Origin of the sequence: Maribacter vaceletii, from assembly GCF_003634105.1 — a bacterium.
GTDB classification, from domain to species: domain Bacteria; phylum Bacteroidota; class Bacteroidia; order Flavobacteriales; family Flavobacteriaceae; genus Maribacter_B; species Maribacter_B vaceletii.
This window is the reverse complement of sequence record NZ_RBIQ01000008.1, coordinates 52,908-70,907: the sequence shown is the minus strand read 5'-3', so window position 1 is coordinate 70,907 and position 18,000 is coordinate 52,908. Positions and strand designations below refer to the sequence as shown.

At 29.2% G+C, this 18,000-nt stretch carries 13 protein-coding genes; 10 read left to right on the top strand and 3 right to left on the bottom strand.

Translation table 11 applies throughout. From position 1 onward, the window contains the following. Nucleotides 1–18: 18 nt before the first annotated feature. Together CLV91_RS07770 and CLV91_RS07765 are read left to right on the top strand one after the other, a co-directional pair. On the top strand, nucleotides 19–2,076 hold the full coding sequence (locus tag CLV91_RS07770) for a tetratricopeptide repeat-containing sensor histidine kinase (RefSeq protein ID WP_121065993.1): 2,058 nt from the start codon (nucleotides 19–21) through the stop codon (nucleotides 2,074–2,076). Between the two features lie 146 nt (nucleotides 2,077–2,222). Beyond that, entirely contained in the window at nucleotides 2,223–4,313 is a 2,091-nt protein-coding gene (locus CLV91_RS07765; protein WP_121065990.1) for a tetratricopeptide repeat-containing sensor histidine kinase, read from the top strand. Here CLV91_RS07765 and bshB1 read toward each other — a convergent pair. Further along, nucleotides 4,310–5,026 carry a bacillithiol biosynthesis deacetylase BshB1 gene (gene bshB1 / locus CLV91_RS07760; protein ID WP_121065987.1) on the bottom strand — a complete coding sequence of 239 codons (717 nt, stop codon included), beginning with the start codon at nucleotides 5,024–5,026 and terminating at the stop codon, nucleotides 4,310–4,312. The two genes, CLV91_RS07765 and bshB1, sit on opposite strands and share 4 nt — an antisense overlap. A gap of 58 nt (nucleotides 5,027–5,084) precedes the next feature. Next, nucleotides 5,085–8,264 (bottom strand): cytochrome c biogenesis protein, encoded by a 3,180-nt coding sequence (gene ccsA / locus CLV91_RS07755; protein WP_121065984.1) that lies wholly within the window; start codon nucleotides 8,262–8,264, stop codon nucleotides 5,085–5,087. A 149-nt stretch (nucleotides 8,265–8,413) separates the two neighbouring features. Here ccsA and CLV91_RS07750 point away from each other — a divergent pair, with 149 nt between their 5' ends. Genes CLV91_RS07750 through CLV91_RS07740 form a run of 3 tightly spaced genes read left to right on the top strand, consistent with a single transcriptional unit; the run spans nucleotide 8,414 to nucleotide 10,278 of the window. Continuing rightward, complete coding sequence (locus tag CLV91_RS07750; protein ID WP_121065981.1) at nucleotides 8,414–9,178, top strand: Rossmann-like and DUF2520 domain-containing protein; 765 nt, start codon at nucleotides 8,414–8,416, stop codon at nucleotides 9,176–9,178. Beyond that, nucleotides 9,162–9,689: a KdsC family phosphatase gene (locus tag CLV91_RS07745; protein ID WP_121065978.1), complete on the top strand. Its 528-nt coding sequence runs from the start codon at nucleotides 9,162–9,164 to the stop codon at nucleotides 9,687–9,689. Before CLV91_RS07750 ends, CLV91_RS07745 begins: the two co-directional genes overlap by 17 nt. A 1-nt stretch (nucleotide 9,690) precedes the next feature. Further along, complete coding sequence (locus CLV91_RS07740; protein WP_121065975.1) at nucleotides 9,691–10,278, top strand: Maf-like protein; 588 nt, start codon at nucleotides 9,691–9,693, stop codon at nucleotides 10,276–10,278. A 110-nt stretch (nucleotides 10,279–10,388) separates the two neighbouring features. Here the strand turns inward: CLV91_RS07740 and CLV91_RS07735 are convergent, their stop codons facing one another. After that, a complete protein-coding gene (locus CLV91_RS07735; protein ID WP_121065972.1) occupies nucleotides 10,389–11,045 on the bottom strand; it encodes an outer membrane beta-barrel protein in 657 nt (218 codons plus the stop codon). Nucleotides 11,046–11,251: 206 nt separating this feature from the next. On the opposite strand from CLV91_RS07735, the gene CLV91_RS07730 reads away from it, so the two are divergent. From CLV91_RS07730 to CLV91_RS07710, 5 genes are all read left to right on the top strand, one after another. Continuing rightward, the gene (locus CLV91_RS07730) at nucleotides 11,252–12,199 is read left to right on the top strand and encodes a septum formation inhibitor Maf (RefSeq protein ID WP_121065969.1); all 948 of its coding nucleotides are present in this window, start codon (nucleotides 11,252–11,254) and stop codon (nucleotides 12,197–12,199) included. Nucleotides 12,200–12,216: 17 nt separating this feature from the next. Further along, on the top strand, nucleotides 12,217–12,726 hold the full coding sequence (locus tag CLV91_RS07725; RefSeq protein ID WP_121065966.1) for a mechanosensitive ion channel domain-containing protein: 510 nt from the start codon (nucleotides 12,217–12,219) through the stop codon (nucleotides 12,724–12,726). An 88-nt stretch (nucleotides 12,727–12,814) separates the two neighbouring features. After that, the gene (locus tag CLV91_RS07720; protein ID WP_121065963.1) at nucleotides 12,815–15,346 is read left to right on the top strand and encodes a PIG-L family deacetylase; all 2,532 of its coding nucleotides are present in this window, start codon (nucleotides 12,815–12,817) and stop codon (nucleotides 15,344–15,346) included. Nucleotides 15,347–15,454: 108 nt separating this feature from the next. Beyond that, nucleotides 15,455–17,188 carry a sodium:solute symporter gene (locus tag CLV91_RS07715; protein ID WP_121065960.1) on the top strand — a complete coding sequence of 578 codons (1,734 nt, stop codon included), beginning with the start codon at nucleotides 15,455–15,457 and terminating at the stop codon, nucleotides 17,186–17,188. 92 nt (nucleotides 17,189–17,280) lie between these two features. Continuing rightward, nucleotides 17,281–17,979 (top strand): NUDIX hydrolase, encoded by a 699-nt coding sequence (locus CLV91_RS07710; protein ID WP_121065957.1) that lies wholly within the window; start codon nucleotides 17,281–17,283, stop codon nucleotides 17,977–17,979. The last annotated feature ends 21 nt before the right edge of the window (nucleotides 17,980–18,000 follow it).

The following is an 18,000-nucleotide window of genomic DNA, read 5'->3' as shown; positions in this document are numbered from 1 at the left end:
TTACATAAAATTCTAATAATGAATAACTTAAAAGATTTTCTTAAGTCGCTCCTTTACATAAAAATATTTTTTTGGTTTTTTATTTTTAATACTTCCAGTATTTATTCTCAAATAAATAATATAAAAAAAGATAGTTTATTAAACTTAATTAAAGAACAAGAGAACAAAAAAGATTTTACTGTAAAGGATACTGTTTATATTAACTTATTAAATAAGCTAGCAATTGAATATACGTATTCTACATCAGATACCTTGCTAACCTTATCTAATAGCATTTTAGAATATAGCAATTCTATTAATTATGATAAAGGAAAAGGGTTTGCATACATAGGTTTAAGTAACTATTATTTAGAAAAAGGAAAAGATACATTAGTCTTTAAATATTTAAAAAATGCAAAAAAAATTGCTTTAAAAACTAAAGATACAAGCCTTTTATTAGAAATAAGTAATCATTTAGCAATTGAATATGACCATACTGGAGACAGCTCTAAAGCATTAAAAGAATATTTAAAAGGAAAAATATTAGCAGAAAAAATTGAGAATAAACAATACTTACTTACTATATATCAAAATATAGCCGTCACGTATAGTCACAAAAAACTATACCGTAGAGCCCTTAAATATTTTAATAAAGCAAATGTTTTAGCTACTAAAATAAATGATTCTACTTCAATAGGTATAACCATGTGTAATATGACTAGAGCATATATTGGGTTAAATAAATTAGGCCAAGCTACTACTTCTATTAACAAAGGGATAAAAATTGTAGAGGATAATGATTTATACGAATGGTTAGGTTATGCCTTTATGCTTAAAGGGGATATTCTTTTAAATGAAAAAAAATATGATGATGCTTTAATTTGGTATAAAAAAAGTGAACCTATTCAACTTTCTACAAATTATGACATTGGTGTTATGGATTTATATAATTCTATGGCAAAGTTATATATAGAAAAAAACAATATTGCACTAGGAAAAGAATTTGCTATTAAAGCCTGTAATTTAGCCGAAGAAATAAGATATCCAATAGGGATATCTAAATCAGCTGAGAATTTGTCATTGATATATGAAAAATTAAATGATGACACTAATGCTTTAAAATATCATCGTCTTTTTAAAAAAATGTCTGATTCTCTTTCTAAAAATGAGCAAGTAATAGGTATTGCGTTACTAGATATTGAAAACCAACATAAAAAGGAACAGCGAAAATTAATTAATGAGAACAAAACTAAAGTCAATAAGCAAAAGAATTTACTCTATTTCTCATTAATTACGTTATTTATTTTATTTGTTATAGCATCATTAATTATTAAAAATTTAACTACTCAAAAAAAATTAAGTGAAGCTCTAAAAGTAAAAAATGAAATCTTAGCATTTAATGAGCAAGAATTAAAAAAAATTAATACAACTAAAGATAAATTATTCTCTATTATAGGTCATGATTTAAGAGGACCTATAACATCCTTAAAACAATTACTAGAAGCAACTGAAGAAGAAACTGTAATTAAACGTTTTATACCTAAGCTAAAAAATGATGTAGAACATATTCATTTTACATTAAACAATCTATTAACTTGGGGGCATACACAAATGCAAGGTTCTAAAGTTTTTTCAAAAAAAATAAATTTAAATGAAATTGCAGATAATAATGTAAAATTATTTTCTGATAGAATTAACAAAAAAGAATTAAATGTTTCCATAGAATTACCAAAAAACAGTAATGCTTTTGCAGATGAGGATCACATAGACCTAGTTTTTAGAAATATATTAAATAATGCTATTAAATTTACTCCAATAGGTGGTTCAATTAAAATTAGCACAGCACATACAAATAAAGAAGTTCAAATCTATATTACGGATACCGGTAAAGGGATAAAAAAAGAAGACATTAATAAGCTTTTTAACGAACGTAAACATTTTTCCACTTATGGCACATCTAATGAAAAAGGGACAGGTTTAGGTTTATCCTTATGTAAAGAAATGATAGAATTAAACCATGGAAAAATATGGGTTAAAAGCAAAGAAAATAAGGGTAGTACTTTTGCTTTTAGCATTCCTAATTATAAAAAGGAATAAACGTTTAAGAACATTACAAATCTTCAAAACATCGACGAAACGCACGTTTTACATGATAAAACACACAAAATATAGTGTTTCACAACATTTATTAGCAAACTACTGTGTATCAAGGTAATTTTATTTTCTTAATATATTAAGAAACCATGACTAAAAACTGTACTCAATTAAAGAACAGTTTTCCCCAACGAGTAATCCGTAAAATTATATTTACGGTACTATTCTTATTTATTCTAACTGGAAGCGCACAACAAACAGTTCGTGATAGTCTAGAAAAAGTAATATATGCTTCAGAATTAAAAAGTGATTTTAGTACAAAAGACACTTTATACATTTCTTTATTAAATAAATTAGGAAGTGAACTACGCTACTATAATACAGATAGTTTATTACATATATCTAAAACTGCATTAAAGTATAGTAATGAAGCAAATTATAATTCTGGAAAAATTAACGCTTTAATTTCTTTAGGAATATATTATTCTGACCAAGGTTCTCATAAAAAAGGTATTTCGTATTTTAAAAAGGCTTTAAACGTTTCAAAAGAAATAGAAGATTCTAAAAAAATTATACGTTCTCAAAATAATCTTTCTGGTGAATACACCTATTTAGGGGATTATGCAATGGCACTTAGTGGATATTTAGAAGCAGAAGAATTAGCAACTACTACTGATAACAAAAAAATGTTATCTATAATAAATGAAAATATAGCTAATCTTTATATAAGTCAAAAAGATTATATGCAAGGTTTATTTTTCTTTAAAAAAGTAAAAAAAATAAATGAGGAGTTAAAAAATCCGGTTTTCTCTGCCGAAACAATGAGTAATATGGCTTCTGCTTATGCAGATATGGGAGAACTAGAATATGCAATGTTTAATATAAACCAAAGTGTTGCAATATTTGAGAAAAGGAAAATTATGGATTGGCTTGCCTATGCGTATGAAATAAAGGGCAAAATTTATTTAAAACAAAATAAATACAAATGGGCTCTTTATTGGTATAAGCAAAGTGAAATGCTTCATAAATCACTACAAGATGTTAGAGGAAAAATAAGTCTCTTAAATGGCATGTCTGAAGCTTACCTAGGGCAACAAAAGGATAGCACATCTCAAGTTTATGCGCAAAATGCTTTTAAATTATCAAACCAACTACAATTTAAAGAGGGAATACAAGAATGCGCAAAAATATTATATAAGATAAATAAAAATAAAAAAGATTATGCTCAGGCTTTAACATATCATGAACTTTATCAAAAAATATCGGACACATTATCAAGAAATGAAAACCAAACAAGTTTAACAATGCTCAAAACAAAAATTGAGCACGAAAGACAAAAAGAAGAATTAATACTTTCCAGTGAAAAAGCCATTGCAAAGCAAAAAAATTATGTTTACTATGCTTTATCCATACTTCTAATTTTTATTATAATAACTTTTATTATTAAAAGGAATGAAAAAATACAAAAGAATTTAAATTTAGAACTAAACACAAAAAAGAAAGATTTAGAGAAAAAAGAAATTAATTTACGAGAAATAAATTCTACAAAAGACAAGCTATTTTCAATAATAGGGCACGATTTAAGAGGGCCCATTGGTGCCTTTCAAGGGCTATTAAAACTATTTAAAGATGGAGAAATAGGCCAAGAAGAGTTTTTAGGTTTTGTTCCAAAATTAAAGTTAGATATAGACCATATATCTTTTACTCTAAACAACTTGCTTTCATGGGGGCAATCTCAAATGAACGGTGCAATATTAAAGCCTTCAGAAATATGTTTAGAAAATTTAGTGTCCGAAAACATTAATTTACTATCAGAAACTGCACATGCAAAAACTATAAAATTAATTAACCAATTACCACCTAAAACCTATTCTTGGGCAGATAAAAACCAAATAGACATAGTTATTAGAAATTTAATAAGTAACGCTCTTAAATTTACTCCAGAGAAGGGGACTATAACTGTAGGGCATATGCAAAAACGTAATTCGTGGGAAATTTTTGTTAAAGATACTGGTGTTGGTATGAGTGTTGATATGCAGGACGCAATTTTTAACAAAAATTCTAATGTTACTACTTATGGTACCAATAATGAAAAAGGTACGGGATTAGGCCTTTCTTTATGTAAAGAAATGGTAGAAAAAAATGGCGGTAAAATTTGGGTAACAAGTACCTTAGGAAAAGGATCTTGCTTTTATTTTACAGTACCTAAAACAAAAAAAGAATATAAACAAATTGCTTAAAAAATAGCATCTAAATTATCTACCCCTATTACTCTTTCTACTGTAAAACCTTCTGCATGGTTAACACCTATTAGTCTTCCTAAATCTCTTGCTCTATAATCTACACTATCAAAAAAATTCTTGCTTGTTATTGGGGTCTCTGGCTCTTCACTATTTGGATCATAAAATTGCGAAGCATAAGCTTTTATAGATTCCATTTTAATATCTACAAAGCCAGTAATATCTACAGCAAAATCTGGAGTTAAGCTTTTCCATTGTATATAATGATATACATTTTTTGGCCTCCAAGGTTCTTGTATTTTACCTTCTATTTTTGTTTCAATTTTTACTAAACCACTTAAAAAACAAGCATCACTTACTAATTTACTCCCTTTGCCATGATCTATATGCCTATCATCTACAGCATTACATAAAACAATTTCTGGGCTATACCTTCTAATTTGTTCTATTATTTGTAATTGATGCTCTTTGTCATTCACAAAAAACCCATCAGCAAAACCTAAATTAACACGAACTGCAACACCTAAAATTTCTCCAGCCTTAGCAGCTTCTTTATCTCTTATTTCAGCAGAACCTCTTGTTCCCAACTCTCCTCTTGTTAGATCTACAATGCCAACTTTTTTTCCATTAGCAATTGCCTTTGCTATAGTACCCCCTGCCCCTAGCTCTGCATCATCTGGGTGTGCTCCAAAAACTAAAATATCTAATTTCATCCTTTATTATATTTTAAAACTAGTCGGTAATAGCAAAAACAACTTTCAGTTCTTATTATTATTTTTTACTAAAATTTACTTTATATCTCCAATAACTTATTGCTCCTAAAACAAAAACTCCAAATACAGTATAATAAATAAAATTTGGGGTTATAACTTGATCTCCACTAGCATAACTATGCAAACCAACCAAATAAAAGTTTACTCCAAAATAGGTCATCATAATAGAACCAAAAGCTACTACACTTAAAAAATTAAAAGTCCATTTACCTCTTAAACCAGGAACTAGCCTTGTGTGTATTACAAAGGCATAAATCATAATAGATACTAATGCCCATGTTTCTTTTGGGTCCCATCCCCAATAACGCCCCCAGCTTTCATTTGCCCATTGTCCGCCTAGAAAGTTTCCAATTGTTAACATTATTAAACCTACAGTTAAAGACATTTCATTAATAATTGTTAATTCCTGTAAGTTAATATCCATTCTTTTCTTATTCTTCTTATTGGTTAAAACCATAAGTAATAAAGAAACTACACCTAAAATCATACCCACAGTTAAGGGGCCATAACTACCAACAATTACAGCAACATGAATCATTAACCAATAACTATCTAAAACTGGTTGTAAATTTGCTATAGATGGATCTACCCAACTTTGGTGCGCTATCCATAATAACATAGAAGTAACAAATGCAGTAGCTGCAATTGTCATATTATTTTTTCTTCCTAAAAACAATCCCATTGCCATAGTAGCCCAAGCAACGTACAATATACTTTCATAAGCATCACTCCAAGGGGCATGGCCAGATATGTACCAACGCATTATTAAACCTGCTGTATGCCACATAAAGAAAATAACAATTATGCCTTTAAAAGCATAAATTCCAATTTTCCAAATTTCTCGATCCTTAAAGATTTGAAAAATCAATGTAAAAAACATTAATACACCTACTAAAGCATAATATCTATATAAGCGATTAAAAATATTAAGCTTATTATAAATTACTTCGGCATTAACCTTTTCATCTGAAGGTAAAACTTCTTCTCCATGATTTTTCTGGTTTTGTTTAAAAGCATCTAATAACTTATCTGCTTCTGCATAGTTACCAGATTTTTTTGCTTTAGATAAAGTCATTAAATAATAAGGAACCGCATTCTTTACAAAGTTGGCATATAAAGAATCGGTAACTTGATATTGTCCTCCCCTATATTCTACTGCAGATATCCACTTATTATTCTCATCATTTAATAATGGAAAAATTTTTACAATTTGTCCGCTCAATGCCTGGTTTAATAGGCTAAGTCTAATATTTGCATCTTTAATATCTTGCTGAAACTTGTTAGGATTATTTGTACCTGTAGCTTCTTCTAAAAAAGGCTCTAATTTGTAATTCCCATTGGCATCAAAAAAATCTGTTGCTTTTACAAATTCCTTGCCCTTTTCTACCCCTATAGTTTTTCTAATACTATCATTTTGTTTTTTCTTATCTACAGCAATAAACTCCGTATTATACCATATAGCAGGATTCATCATCATAGATAAAAATACTTGGTCTGCATTTAAATCTTTATAAGTATCCTTTAAACTAAGTTTTCTTAATAACTCTGATGAAAAAGTATTTATAGGTTTCATTCTACCACTCTCATCTTGTATAACTAGTTTTCCAAATTTTTCAGCGTGTTCTTTAGAAACCAAAGTAGCCATTAAAACAGAATCTATTTGCGCAATAGTGGGTTCATTGTTATGATTATGTCCATCATTTGCATGATGCTCTTGGCTTAAAACAGATACTGTAGAACTTAGTAGTAATAGTAATGTAAGTGCTGCTTTTTTTGCTTTTATTTTATTTAGCTTTTCTACTAAATCTCTAAAACGAGTTTTACCAAAGAAAAGAGTTCCTAACAAACCAATATATAAAAGAGTATATCCTATATAAGTTATCCAAGTTCCCCAAAAATCATGATTTACAGAAAGAACAGTTCCTTTTTCATCTGGGTCAAAACTTGCTTGAAAAAAACGATACCCTTGATGGTCTAATACATGGTTCATAAATATTTTATAATCAAAAGGGCGCTCGTCTTCAATAGTAACTTTACTCATAAAAGAAGCATAACCTTTTTCTGTTCCTGGGTATTTTTCGGCAATAAAATCATTAAGTTTTATACTAAAAGGAAGTTCATGTACTTTAGAACCATAGGCTAAAGCAAAATCTAAACCTCCTACTTTTATTTTATCTGTAAAGTTTGATGTTCCTTTCCCTCCAAGTATTTTCTTTTCTACAACTTCACCATTACTCTCTATTTTTACAACTAAAGCATCTTGACTAGCTTTTGTAATTTCTTCTTCTGGTAATTGCACCACTCCATATTCGCCTTGTATAATTGGATCTGGAATTACAAATTGCATGCCTGCTGTGTTATATAAAGACCTTAATTGTAGTTCTTGCAAACTATCTTTCACCACAGTACCTTGCATTTGGTCTGCCATTCGCATAAAATTACCTTCAAATGGAGATTTTATACTATAAGAACCATCTTTAGCAAAAATATTAATAGCACCTTCTGTACTTTTATTTAAAGCAAATAATACATTATGAATACTTACTACTTTACCACTCTCTAAATAATGGTCATGCCTTTGTCCATTACCAGCTTCTACAATCTTTAAAAAGAAATTTCCTGTAGCACTTGGTACTAAACCTAACTTAGCCCCTTTTATAAAATCTACATAAGAAATTGTAAAATCTTGGTTATTATAATCGGATTTCCAAGGTAAGTTAGATTTTAATGCTTCAGGAGTTACAATTAAATCATCTTCAAGAACCTTTCTTTTAGGTTCTCCGTTTATTTCCCCATCAACAAATGCTGTTAAATACGTTTTATCAGAATAAAAAACTTTTTCTGTATTGCCTTCTCTAATCGGCATCATACCTTCAAAACTAATATACCTAGTTACAAAAGCACCTAAAATTATTAATATCCAAGAAAGGTGTAATACTAAAACTGGCCATTTTTCTTTTCTTAAAAGTTTATACCTAAAAATATTACCCACAAAATTAATTACAAAAAACACCATTATAGCCTCAAACCATGTGGTATTATAAATCCAGATTCTTGCGGTTTCTGTACTATACCAACTTTCTATAAAGGTTCCAAATGCCATTGCTGTTGCAAATACAATAAATAGAACAGACATTAAACGTGTAGAGAAAAAGAATTTTTTAAGTATGTTGGTCATTACAAAAATGAGTTAATTTTCAGCCAGTAAAAATACAGCCTTTTTGCGAGTATTATTTACAATACTACTGTTAAAATAATTACAACGTTTAGTTTTATTTGACTAATTATTTGCTTTATTAAGAGTAAATATATCCTTAATTTAGCAAGATGTTACAGATAGTAATTTTAGGCACAGGAAATATTGCACAACATTTGTTTGATGTATTTTCTAGCTACACAAATATTACAATTGCACAAGTAGTAGGCAGAAACAGTAAAGCTTTAGAGTTTTTTAAAGAAAAAACAGAGACCCAAACTAACTTTAACAATATTAAAAATGCTGACTTTTATATCCTAGCAGTTAGTGATTCTGCTGTTGAAGAAGTGGCTTCTTTCCTGAAGGACAAAAACGGTATAGTTGCCCACACAGCTGGGAGTATACCAATGAAAGTATTACAAGACCACCCTAATCATGGGGTTTTTTATCCGCTCCAAACATTTACAAAAAATTATCCTGTAGATTTTAAGAGTGTACCTATGTGTATTGAAGCAAATAATAATGAAAGTAATATCCTTTTAAAAAAATTAGCCAATATAATATCAGATTCTATATACGATGTTACCTCTGAACAAAGAAAAAAATTACACTTAACAGCTGTTTTTATTAATAACTTTAGCAATTATATGTACCAAATAGGTAGCGATATTTGTGAAAAAAACGACTTGTCTTTTGACATTATAAAGCCTTTAATCCTAGAAACTGCAAAAAAAGGAACATTATTTAATCCTGAAACTATTTTAACTGGACCAGCACGCAGAGGTGACTATAAAACAATAGATATTCATAAATCTCAAATAAATAATAAAGAGCATTTAAAAATATATAATGTTATAACAAATGCAATTCTAAATAAATATGGAAAAGAGTTATAAAGAGTACCTAGAAAACATTACAACCTTTGTTTTTGACGTAGATGGTGTATTTACAGACGGTACTGTACAAGTTACTACCTCTGGAGAAATGCTACGTACAATGAGCGTAAAAGACGGTTATGCTCTAAAAGTTGCCATTAAAAAGGGGTATAATGTTTGTATAATTTCTGGAGGAACAAATGAAGGGGTAAAAATTAGACTTCAAGGACTTGGTGTAAAAGATATTTATATGGGTGCACATTTAAAAATGGAACCTTTAAATGAATATTTAAACGCCAATAATATTGCGCCTAAAAATGTTCTTTACATGGGAGACGATATGCCCGATGTGCCTGCTTTAGAATATGTAGGGCTATCCACTTGCCCACAAGATGCAATCCCTGAAGTAAAAGCAGTTTCAAAATATATTTCCCATAAAAATGGCGGTCATGCTTGCGTAAGAGATGTTATAGAGCAAGTACTTAAAGTTCGTGGAGATTGGTTAGGTAATTACAGTGCATCAAACGATTAATATGCTTTTGGATACACTAAGAAAGTATAAAATAATTTTAGCTTCTGGATCCCCTAGAAGACAGCAATTTTTTAAAGATTTAAAAATTCCTTTTGAAGTTCGATTAAAAAATGTAGATGAAGTATATCCAGAAAATTTAAAAGGGAAAGAAATATCAGATTATTTAGCAGAATTAAAAGCATCTCCTCAAAAAGAAACTTTATTAGCTAATGAAATTTTAATAACATCAGACACCGTTGTTTGGCATAATAATGAGTCTTTAGCTAAAGCTGCAAATAAAGATGAGGCATATGAAATGTTACAGAAATTATCTGGAGATTGGCACCAAGTCATAACATCTGTATGTTTTACAACTTCAAAGAAACAAAAAACAGTTAACCATACAACCAAAGTAAAATTTAAAGAACTAAGTGATGCCGAAATTTGGTATTATATAGAAAATTATAAGCCTTTTGATAAAGCAGGCGCGTATGGTATTCAAGAATGGATAGGTCTTATAGCTATTGAAAAAATAAAAGGTTCTTATACTAATGTGGTAGGCTTACCAACACAACTAGTATATAACTATTTAGAAGAAATTACTAAATAAAAATGATTCTAGGTTCTTACTATCAAAACCTAGAATCATTAATAATTTACTTTGTAATAGAGATTTAAACGCTCCGAGACTTTCCCGGAGAAGTTATTTACTTTCTTTTTTTAAAAATAATAAGCTAATCCAAAAAGAAGATCAGATGAACTTAAAGAAAAATTAAAAGAATCGTTTTTATTTTCATTAAACTGATTTTCTTCTTCTGTTTTAGAAGAAGAATATCCTAATGAACCAATACCCGCTTCTAATGCTAATTTATTAGAAATTAAAAAAGAAATTCCTGGACGAAATCCAATAAAAACACTTCTCCCATCACTCTTATATTCCGGTGAATTAGAAGTTTTATTATTTCTCCAATTTTTTGAATAATTAATTTCTGCTTGCAAATAAATAGCTAGCCTACTTCCTAAACTTTTATACCCTCTTATAAATGGTAAAACACCAATACTTGTTGATGTATTTTCACTTTCACTAGAATTAAGAGCGGGATAATCAAGATTGTTTTTAGAATAAATAGAAGTAATACCTAAACCAACTATAAAATTATCCTTAACTGCATAACCTAATTTTGGAGCAAAACCCAAATAGGTATTATTAGACTCTACACTCCCATTACTAGAATTGTTTTCAGAATTTGAAAAATTAAAAGAAATAGAACCTCCTAAATATTTAGAGCCTTTCTCTATTTTAAAATTTTCATTCTCTACTTGTGCTGTTAAAAATAGAACGGTAAAAAAACTGGCAAAAAAGAATACTTTTTTCATTTAAATTATTTTTAAAGATTAAGTAATTCCCAACATCAACTTTAATGCCGTAAGAATTCTAATTTTCTTAATTAGCATATAAATAACATTGAATTAACTTTTTGTTTTTATGCCTTCAAATCTTTTAAAAACATAATTCGCTTCTATTCTATTTAAAAAACTAACCCTAATTATATTTTTGGTAATTTTATTAAAAAATTACAATCATGAGAAATACTTGGTATTTATTAAGTTTTTGCTTTATACTATTTCTAAATTTTAGTGCTTGCAAGAATAATACTAAACAAAAAGATAATGTTTTAGCTCATGAAGCAAGTTTTAAAAAAGAAAGCAATGCAAAACCTAAAAAAGAACTTAATCCAGAGTTTAAAGAGTATTGGTATGCTGGGGAAGCTGAAATTACCTCATACCAACTTACCCAAGCCCGTTATGGCGAACTAAGAGAAGGTAATGCTGTACTTGTTTATGTTACAGAACCTTTTTTAGCTAACAAACAAGTAAAAGCAGATAAACCTAATAAAGACAATATTCCAGTTCTTAAACTTAACAGCACAAAAAATTACTTAACTGGTATTTATCCTTACTCTATTATGAGCAGTAGTTTTTATCCTGTGCACGACAATTCTCATGCTTTAAAAATATCATTTTCTGCGCAAGAATGGTGTGGTCATGTTTATGGCCAAATAAATAATAAAGAAGAATTTGAAGTAATGTCTCACTCCTATTTTGAGAATGATGCAGATCAAAACTTTAAACTTCAAAAATCAGTTTTAGAAAACGAAATATGGAATAAAATTAGAATTAACCCAAGCAACCTACCCATTGGTAATTTAAAAATGATTCCTTCTATAGAATATACAAGACTGTCTCATAAAGAATTAAAAGCGTACAACGTTATTACTTCACTAGAAAGCAAAAAAAATAGCAACTATTATTCTATTACCTATCCAGAATTAGAAAGAAATTTAACTGTACAATTTTCTTCTAAATTCCCTTATTATATAGAAGGTTGGGTAGAGACTTTTAATAGCGGTTTTGGAGCAAACAAGAAAAAATTGATCTCCACCGCAAAAAAAATAAAAACTATTAAAACGGATTATTGGAATATGCATGATAATGCGCATTTACATTTAAGAGACAGTTTAAAATTATAATATTTTAAAAATTATTAATGGATAATTATTTTACACGAAACCAAACAGAATTACTAGCCACAGCGGTAACAATTGCTCTTTTTATTATAGTAAAATTAGTAATAACTAAAGTTGTGAAAAAAACAGGAGAATCTAGCAAGTTTATAGAAATACGTACAAAACTAGTAAACAAGTATATAACTATAATATTATATATTATTACTATTGGCATCTTGACCTTTATTTGGGGTGTGAATTTTAAAGAAATAGGGCTTTTATTTTCCTCTATTTTTGCAGTAATAGGTATTGCATTATTTGCGCAATGGTCCATATTAAGTAATTTAACAGCAGGCGTTATTCTATTCTTTGCTTTTCCATTTAAAATTGGAGATAAAGTAAGGATTTTAGATAATGATATTAATAGCGAAACTATTTATCTTATAGAGGATATTAAAGCTTTTCATGTGAGTTTACGTAAAGAAAGTGGCGAATTGTTGGTTTACCCAAACAGTTTAATGATGCAAAAAGCTGTAGCTCTAATTAACTAAAAACACTTTTTATCTGTTAAAGAAGTTTTAAAAAAAATTACTTGGGGTTTAATCTTTATATCTTTGAGGGCAATTTAAACCAAAACTCATGCTTCAAAGACTAGCAACTTGCTTACTAGCATTTTTTACCTTTATATTAAGTTTCTCCCAAGCCCCTCAAAAAAATACGCCCTCAGAAATTTATCATTCTATAGAAAAACTTAATTTTCTAGGGACTGCATTATATGTTGCAGCGCATCCAGATGATGAGAACACAAGGCTTATCTCCTATTTATCTAATAAAGTAAAAGCTCGTACAGGATATTTATCGCTCACTAGAGGAGACGGAGGACAAAATATTATAGGCCCGGAATTAAGAGAATCTTTAGGGGTTCTTAGAACACAAGAATTGTTAAAAGCACGTAGCGTAGATGGAGGGGAACAAATATTTAGTAGAGCCAATGATTTTGGGTATTCTAAACATCCAGACGAAACTCTTCAAATTTGGGATGAAGAAGAAATTCTAGGAGATGTTGTACACACAATAAGGACATTTAAACCAGATATCATTATAAATAGGTTTGACCACCGTAGTCCAGGTACAACTCATGGACACCACACCTCTTCTGCAATGCTTAGTGTAGAAGCTTTTGATTTGGCTAATGATGCTACCTCATATACAAAGCAACTAGAAACTACAAATACTTGGCAACCACAAAGATTATTTTTTAATACTTCTTGGTGGTTTTATGGTAGCGAAGAAAAATTTAAAAAGGCCGATAAATCTAAAATGCTAAATGTAGACATTGGTGTGTATTACCCAATGTTAGGAATGTCTAATAATGAAATTGCTGCTATTGCTAGTAGCCAACATTTATGTCAAGGTTTTGGCCGTTTAACAGAAAGAGGTTCCACAAAAGAGTATGTAGAACTATTAAAAGGAGATTTACCACAAAACAAACATGATTTATTTGATGGCATAAACACCACATGGTCAAGAATTAATGGTGGTAAAGAAATAGGAGCTATCTTAAATAAAATAGAAGCAGAATTTAATTTTAAAAATCCATCTACACATATACCTGCCTTAGTAAAAGCATATAATTTGCTTCAAAAATCTAGCAACAAACATTGGAAAACTATTAAATCTAAAGAGCTAAAACAAATAATAAGTAACCTAGCAGGGTTACATTTAGAAGCATTTGCAGCTAATACAAATGCAACACCCGGAGAAACTGTTCCTGTTAACATTGAAATTATTAATAGAAGCGCATCTCCTATTACACTTAAAGAAGTTTATTTACAAAAAAATAGTGTTAAACATGAGAATATTGTTTTACAAGAAAATGAAAAAAACAATTTAAAATTAAGTCTTAGTATTCCTGAAAATACGCCATATACTAGTCCTTACTGGTTAAATGAAAAAGGAACATTAGGAATGTATGTTGTAAAAAACAAAGAATTACTCGGCAAACCAGAAACACCAAGAGCCTTTAACGCTACTTATGTTCTTGATTTTAATGGTTCTACAATTACATTTTCAAAACCAATTGTATATAAATATGCAAAAAAAGATAAGGGAGAAATTTTTCAGCCTTTTGAAATTGTTCCAGAAGCAACTGTAAGTTTTAAAGACAAAGTAATAATATTTGCTGATGAAAAACCTAAAGAGATAGAGGTTTCTGTAAAAGCGCATAAGAATAACATAGAAGGCACAGTGCAATTATGTTATGACAAAAAGTGGAATGTAAATAAAGAAACTAAAAATTTTAAAATTGCAAAAAAAGGAGATGAACAAATACTAAAATTTACATTAACACCCCCAGAGAGTGAAAATGAAAGCTATATTTCTCCTATTCTAAAAATTAATGAAAAAGAGATTACTAAAGATTTAGTGACAATAGCATATGACCATATACCAACACAAACTATTCTTTTACCTGCCGAAGCAAAAGTAGTTCGTTTAAACATAAAAAAAGTAGGAGAAAATATAGGGTATATTATGGGAGCTGGTGATGAAGTTCCAAAAAGTTTACAACAAATAGGATATACAGTACACACTATAGATCCAGCAACAATCACAAAAGGTTCCTTACAAAAATTTGATGCTGTAGTAGTTGGTATACGAGCCTATAATGTTATTCCAGAACTAAAATTTAAACAACCATTTTTGTTAGATTATGTTAAGCAAGGAGGAAATTTAATAATACAGTACAACACTGCTGGCAGATGGGATAAACAGTTTGAAAACATTGCCCCTTACCCACTCCAAGTATCAAGAGACAGGGTTACCAATGAAAATTCAGAAGTTAAAATTCTTGCAAAAGATCACTCTCTAATTAATTTCCCAAATCAAATTAACCAGAACGATTTTAATGGTTGGGTACAAGAAAGGGGATTATATTTTCCAAATAAATGGTCTTCAGAATTTACCCCAATTTTACAAATGAAAGATAAAGGAGAATCTGCTACAAAAGGAAGTTTATTAGTAGCTCCTTATGGTAAGGGAAATTACATTTATACAGGGCTAAGCTTTTTTAGAGAATTACCAGCAGGAGTTCCTGGAGCTTATAAACTATTCTCTAATCTTTTATCTATAGGAAAAGATACTGTAGAGAAAAAAACAAAGATTAAAGGATGAAAAACAAAATAAAAGAAGCTTTATGGAAAAAAGAATACACATTAGTTCTTGTTCTTAATATAGTATACATATTAGTTTTTTTCTATATAATGACTTCTTTCTGTTAATATGGGAATATTAGATTGGGTAATACTTAGCGGAACTCTACTTTTTATTGTTGGTTATGGCGTTTGGAAAACAAAAGGAAGTGCCAATGTAGATGAATATATCCGTGGTGGCAATAAAGCAAAATGGTGGACAATTGGTCTGTCTGTAATGGCAACACAAGCAAGTGCTATTACTTTTTTATCTACACCAGGGCAAGCTTTTCATGACGGTATGGGATTTGTTCAATTTTATTTTGGACTACCTCTTGCAATGATTATTATTTGTATGGTTTTTATACCTCTTTATCATAAAATGAAGGTATATACCGCTTATGAATTTTTAGAGAATAGATTTGACCTAAAAACAAGAACCTTAGCTGCTATATTATTTTTAATACAAAGAGGGTTAGCAGCAGGAATTACAATTTTTGCTCCTTCTATAATTTTATCTGCCGTATTAGGTTGGCATTTAAGAACTCTTAATATAATAATAGGAACTTTAGTTATTATATACACTGTATCTGGAGGTACAAAAGCAGTAAGTGTTACACAAAAACAGCAAATGTTTATCATAATGTCAGGAATGTTTTTGGCGTTCTTTTTTATATTAGATTATTTCCCTTCAGATATTTCCTTTTCAAAAGCTTTAAAAATTGCTGGAGCTAATAATAAACTAGAAATATTAGATTTTAGCTTTAGTACTAAAAGTAGATATACTTTCTGGAGCGGAATTACAGGAGGTTTGTTTTTGGCACTGTCCTATTTTGGTACAGACCAAAGTCAGGTACAACGTTATTTATCAGGAAAATCTGTACGTGAAAGTCAATTAGGATTGGTATTTAATGGTATCTTAAAAATTCCAATGCAATTCTTTATCCTTCTTGTAGGTGTTATGGTTTTTGTTTTTTATCAATATAACCCAGCACCTTTAAACTTTAATCCTTCTGCAACAGAAACCGTACTAAACTCTAAATACAGTGATGAATATAAATTACTGCAAAATGAACAAATAAAATTAGAAGCACAAAAACATATTGCACAAAATAAATTCTCTGCAGCTCTAGATTTAAAAGAATATACTGCAATACAAGAAGCAAAACAGCACATTATAAAAATTAACCAGAAAGATGCCGAAAATAGAGTTCTTGCAAAAAAAATTATAAAAAAAGCAGACAAAAGTACAGAGACAAATGATAAAGATTATGTGTTTATACATTTTATACTAAACAACCTACCAAAAGGGTTAATTGGTCTTTTGCTTGCCGTAATACTATCTGCTGCAATGTCATCAACCGCATCAGAATTAAATGCTTTAGGAACAATAACAGCATTAGATTTATATAAAAGGAACAGAAAAGGAACTTTTACAGAAAAACATTACGTAACCGCCTCTAAATGGTTTACTTTAATTTGGGGCGTAATTGCCATTTTAATTGCTTGTATAGCCAATTTATTCGACAATTTAATACAACTCGTTAATATTATAGGAAGTATATTCTACGGAAACGTTTTAGGTATATTTTTATTAGCATTCTTTTTAAAATGGATAAAGGGTAATGCTGTATTTTTTGCTGCTATAATTACCCAAATCATTGTATGCTTTATATATTATTACCTAATACATATTTACCCTGCTGGCGAAGAAAAACTTGGGTATTTATGGTTAAATTTTATTGGTGCTGCATTAGTAATATTTATTGCAATACTCTTTCAACTTTTTGATAAAAAAGAGCAAAAAAATCAGATTAGAGCTTAAACAAGATTTTCTTTATATTGCGTAAATTATTATTTAAATCACTTTTTCTTGTATATTTTACATTAAATAGCGACTTAAATTAAACCTTTTACATGAAATTATTAGATTCGTCTTATGACGTTCAACAAAAAATTCTAGTTGCAGTAGACTGTATAATTTTTGGATTTGACTCCAACAACCTTAAACTTTTATTATTTAAAAGAAAAGTAGCTCCACTAAAAGGGCAATGGTCTTTAGTTGGTGCTTTTGTAAAAAATGATTTATCTATTAATGACGCTGCAAAACAAATTTTATTTGAATCTACAGGTTTAAAAGACATTTTTTTAGAAGAACTAAAAACCTATGGAGATCTAAATAGAGATCCAGGAGAACGTGTAATTTCTATTGGGCATTATAGCCTTATAGGAATAAATGACTTTGATATTGAACAGGTAAAAGAATTTGATGCAGAGTGGTTTAATATAAATGAAATACCAGAACTAATTTTGGACCATAGAAATATGGTGGAAGATGCCATCATAGAATTAAGAAATAAAGTAAGACACCAACCTATTGGTTTTAAATTATTACCTAAATATTTTACCTTACCAGATCTTCAAACTTTATATGAATGTATTTACCAAAGACCCTTAGATTCAAGAAATTTTAGAAAAAAATTTCTTTCTCTAAATATTTTAATAAAAACGGACAAAAAAGATAGGACTAGTTCTAAAAAAGGAGCTTTTTTATATCGTTTTGATAAAGAAAAATTCGATGATTTAATTGCAAAAGGATATAACTTCGAAATTTAGATTTTTTATAAACCACACTCA

Bases quoted from the DNA above. Each gene is read 5' to 3' on its own strand.
- CLV91_RS07770 (WP_121065993.1), top strand. From the start codon at position 19: ATGAATAACTTAAAAGATTTTCTTAAGTCGCTCCTTTACATAAAAATA.
- CLV91_RS07765 (WP_121065990.1), top strand. From the start codon at position 2,223: ATGACTAAAAACTGTACTCAATTAAAGAACAGTTTTCCCCAACGAGTA.
- bshB1 (WP_121065987.1), bottom strand. From the start codon at position 5,026: ATGAAATTAGATATTTTAGTTTTTGGAGCACACCCAGATGATGCAGAG.
- ccsA (WP_121065984.1), bottom strand. From the start codon at position 8,264: ATGACCAACATACTTAAAAAATTCTTTTTCTCTACACGTTTAATGTCT.
- CLV91_RS07750 (WP_121065981.1), top strand. From the start codon at position 8,414: ATGTTACAGATAGTAATTTTAGGCACAGGAAATATTGCACAACATTTG.
- CLV91_RS07745 (WP_121065978.1), top strand. From the start codon at position 9,162: ATGGAAAAGAGTTATAAAGAGTACCTAGAAAACATTACAACCTTTGTT.
- CLV91_RS07740 (WP_121065975.1), top strand. From the start codon at position 9,691: ATGCTTTTGGATACACTAAGAAAGTATAAAATAATTTTAGCTTCTGGA.
- CLV91_RS07735 (WP_121065972.1), bottom strand. From the start codon at position 11,045: ATGAAAAAAGTATTCTTTTTTGCCAGTTTTTTTACCGTTCTATTTTTA.
- CLV91_RS07730 (WP_121065969.1), top strand. From the start codon at position 11,252: ATGAGAAATACTTGGTATTTATTAAGTTTTTGCTTTATACTATTTCTA.
- CLV91_RS07725 (WP_121065966.1), top strand. From the start codon at position 12,217: ATGGATAATTATTTTACACGAAACCAAACAGAATTACTAGCCACAGCG.
- CLV91_RS07720 (WP_121065963.1), top strand. From the start codon at position 12,815: ATGCTTCAAAGACTAGCAACTTGCTTACTAGCATTTTTTACCTTTATA.
- CLV91_RS07715 (WP_121065960.1), top strand. From the start codon at position 15,455: ATGGGAATATTAGATTGGGTAATACTTAGCGGAACTCTACTTTTTATT.
- CLV91_RS07710 (WP_121065957.1), top strand. From the start codon at position 17,281: ATGAAATTATTAGATTCGTCTTATGACGTTCAACAAAAAATTCTAGTT.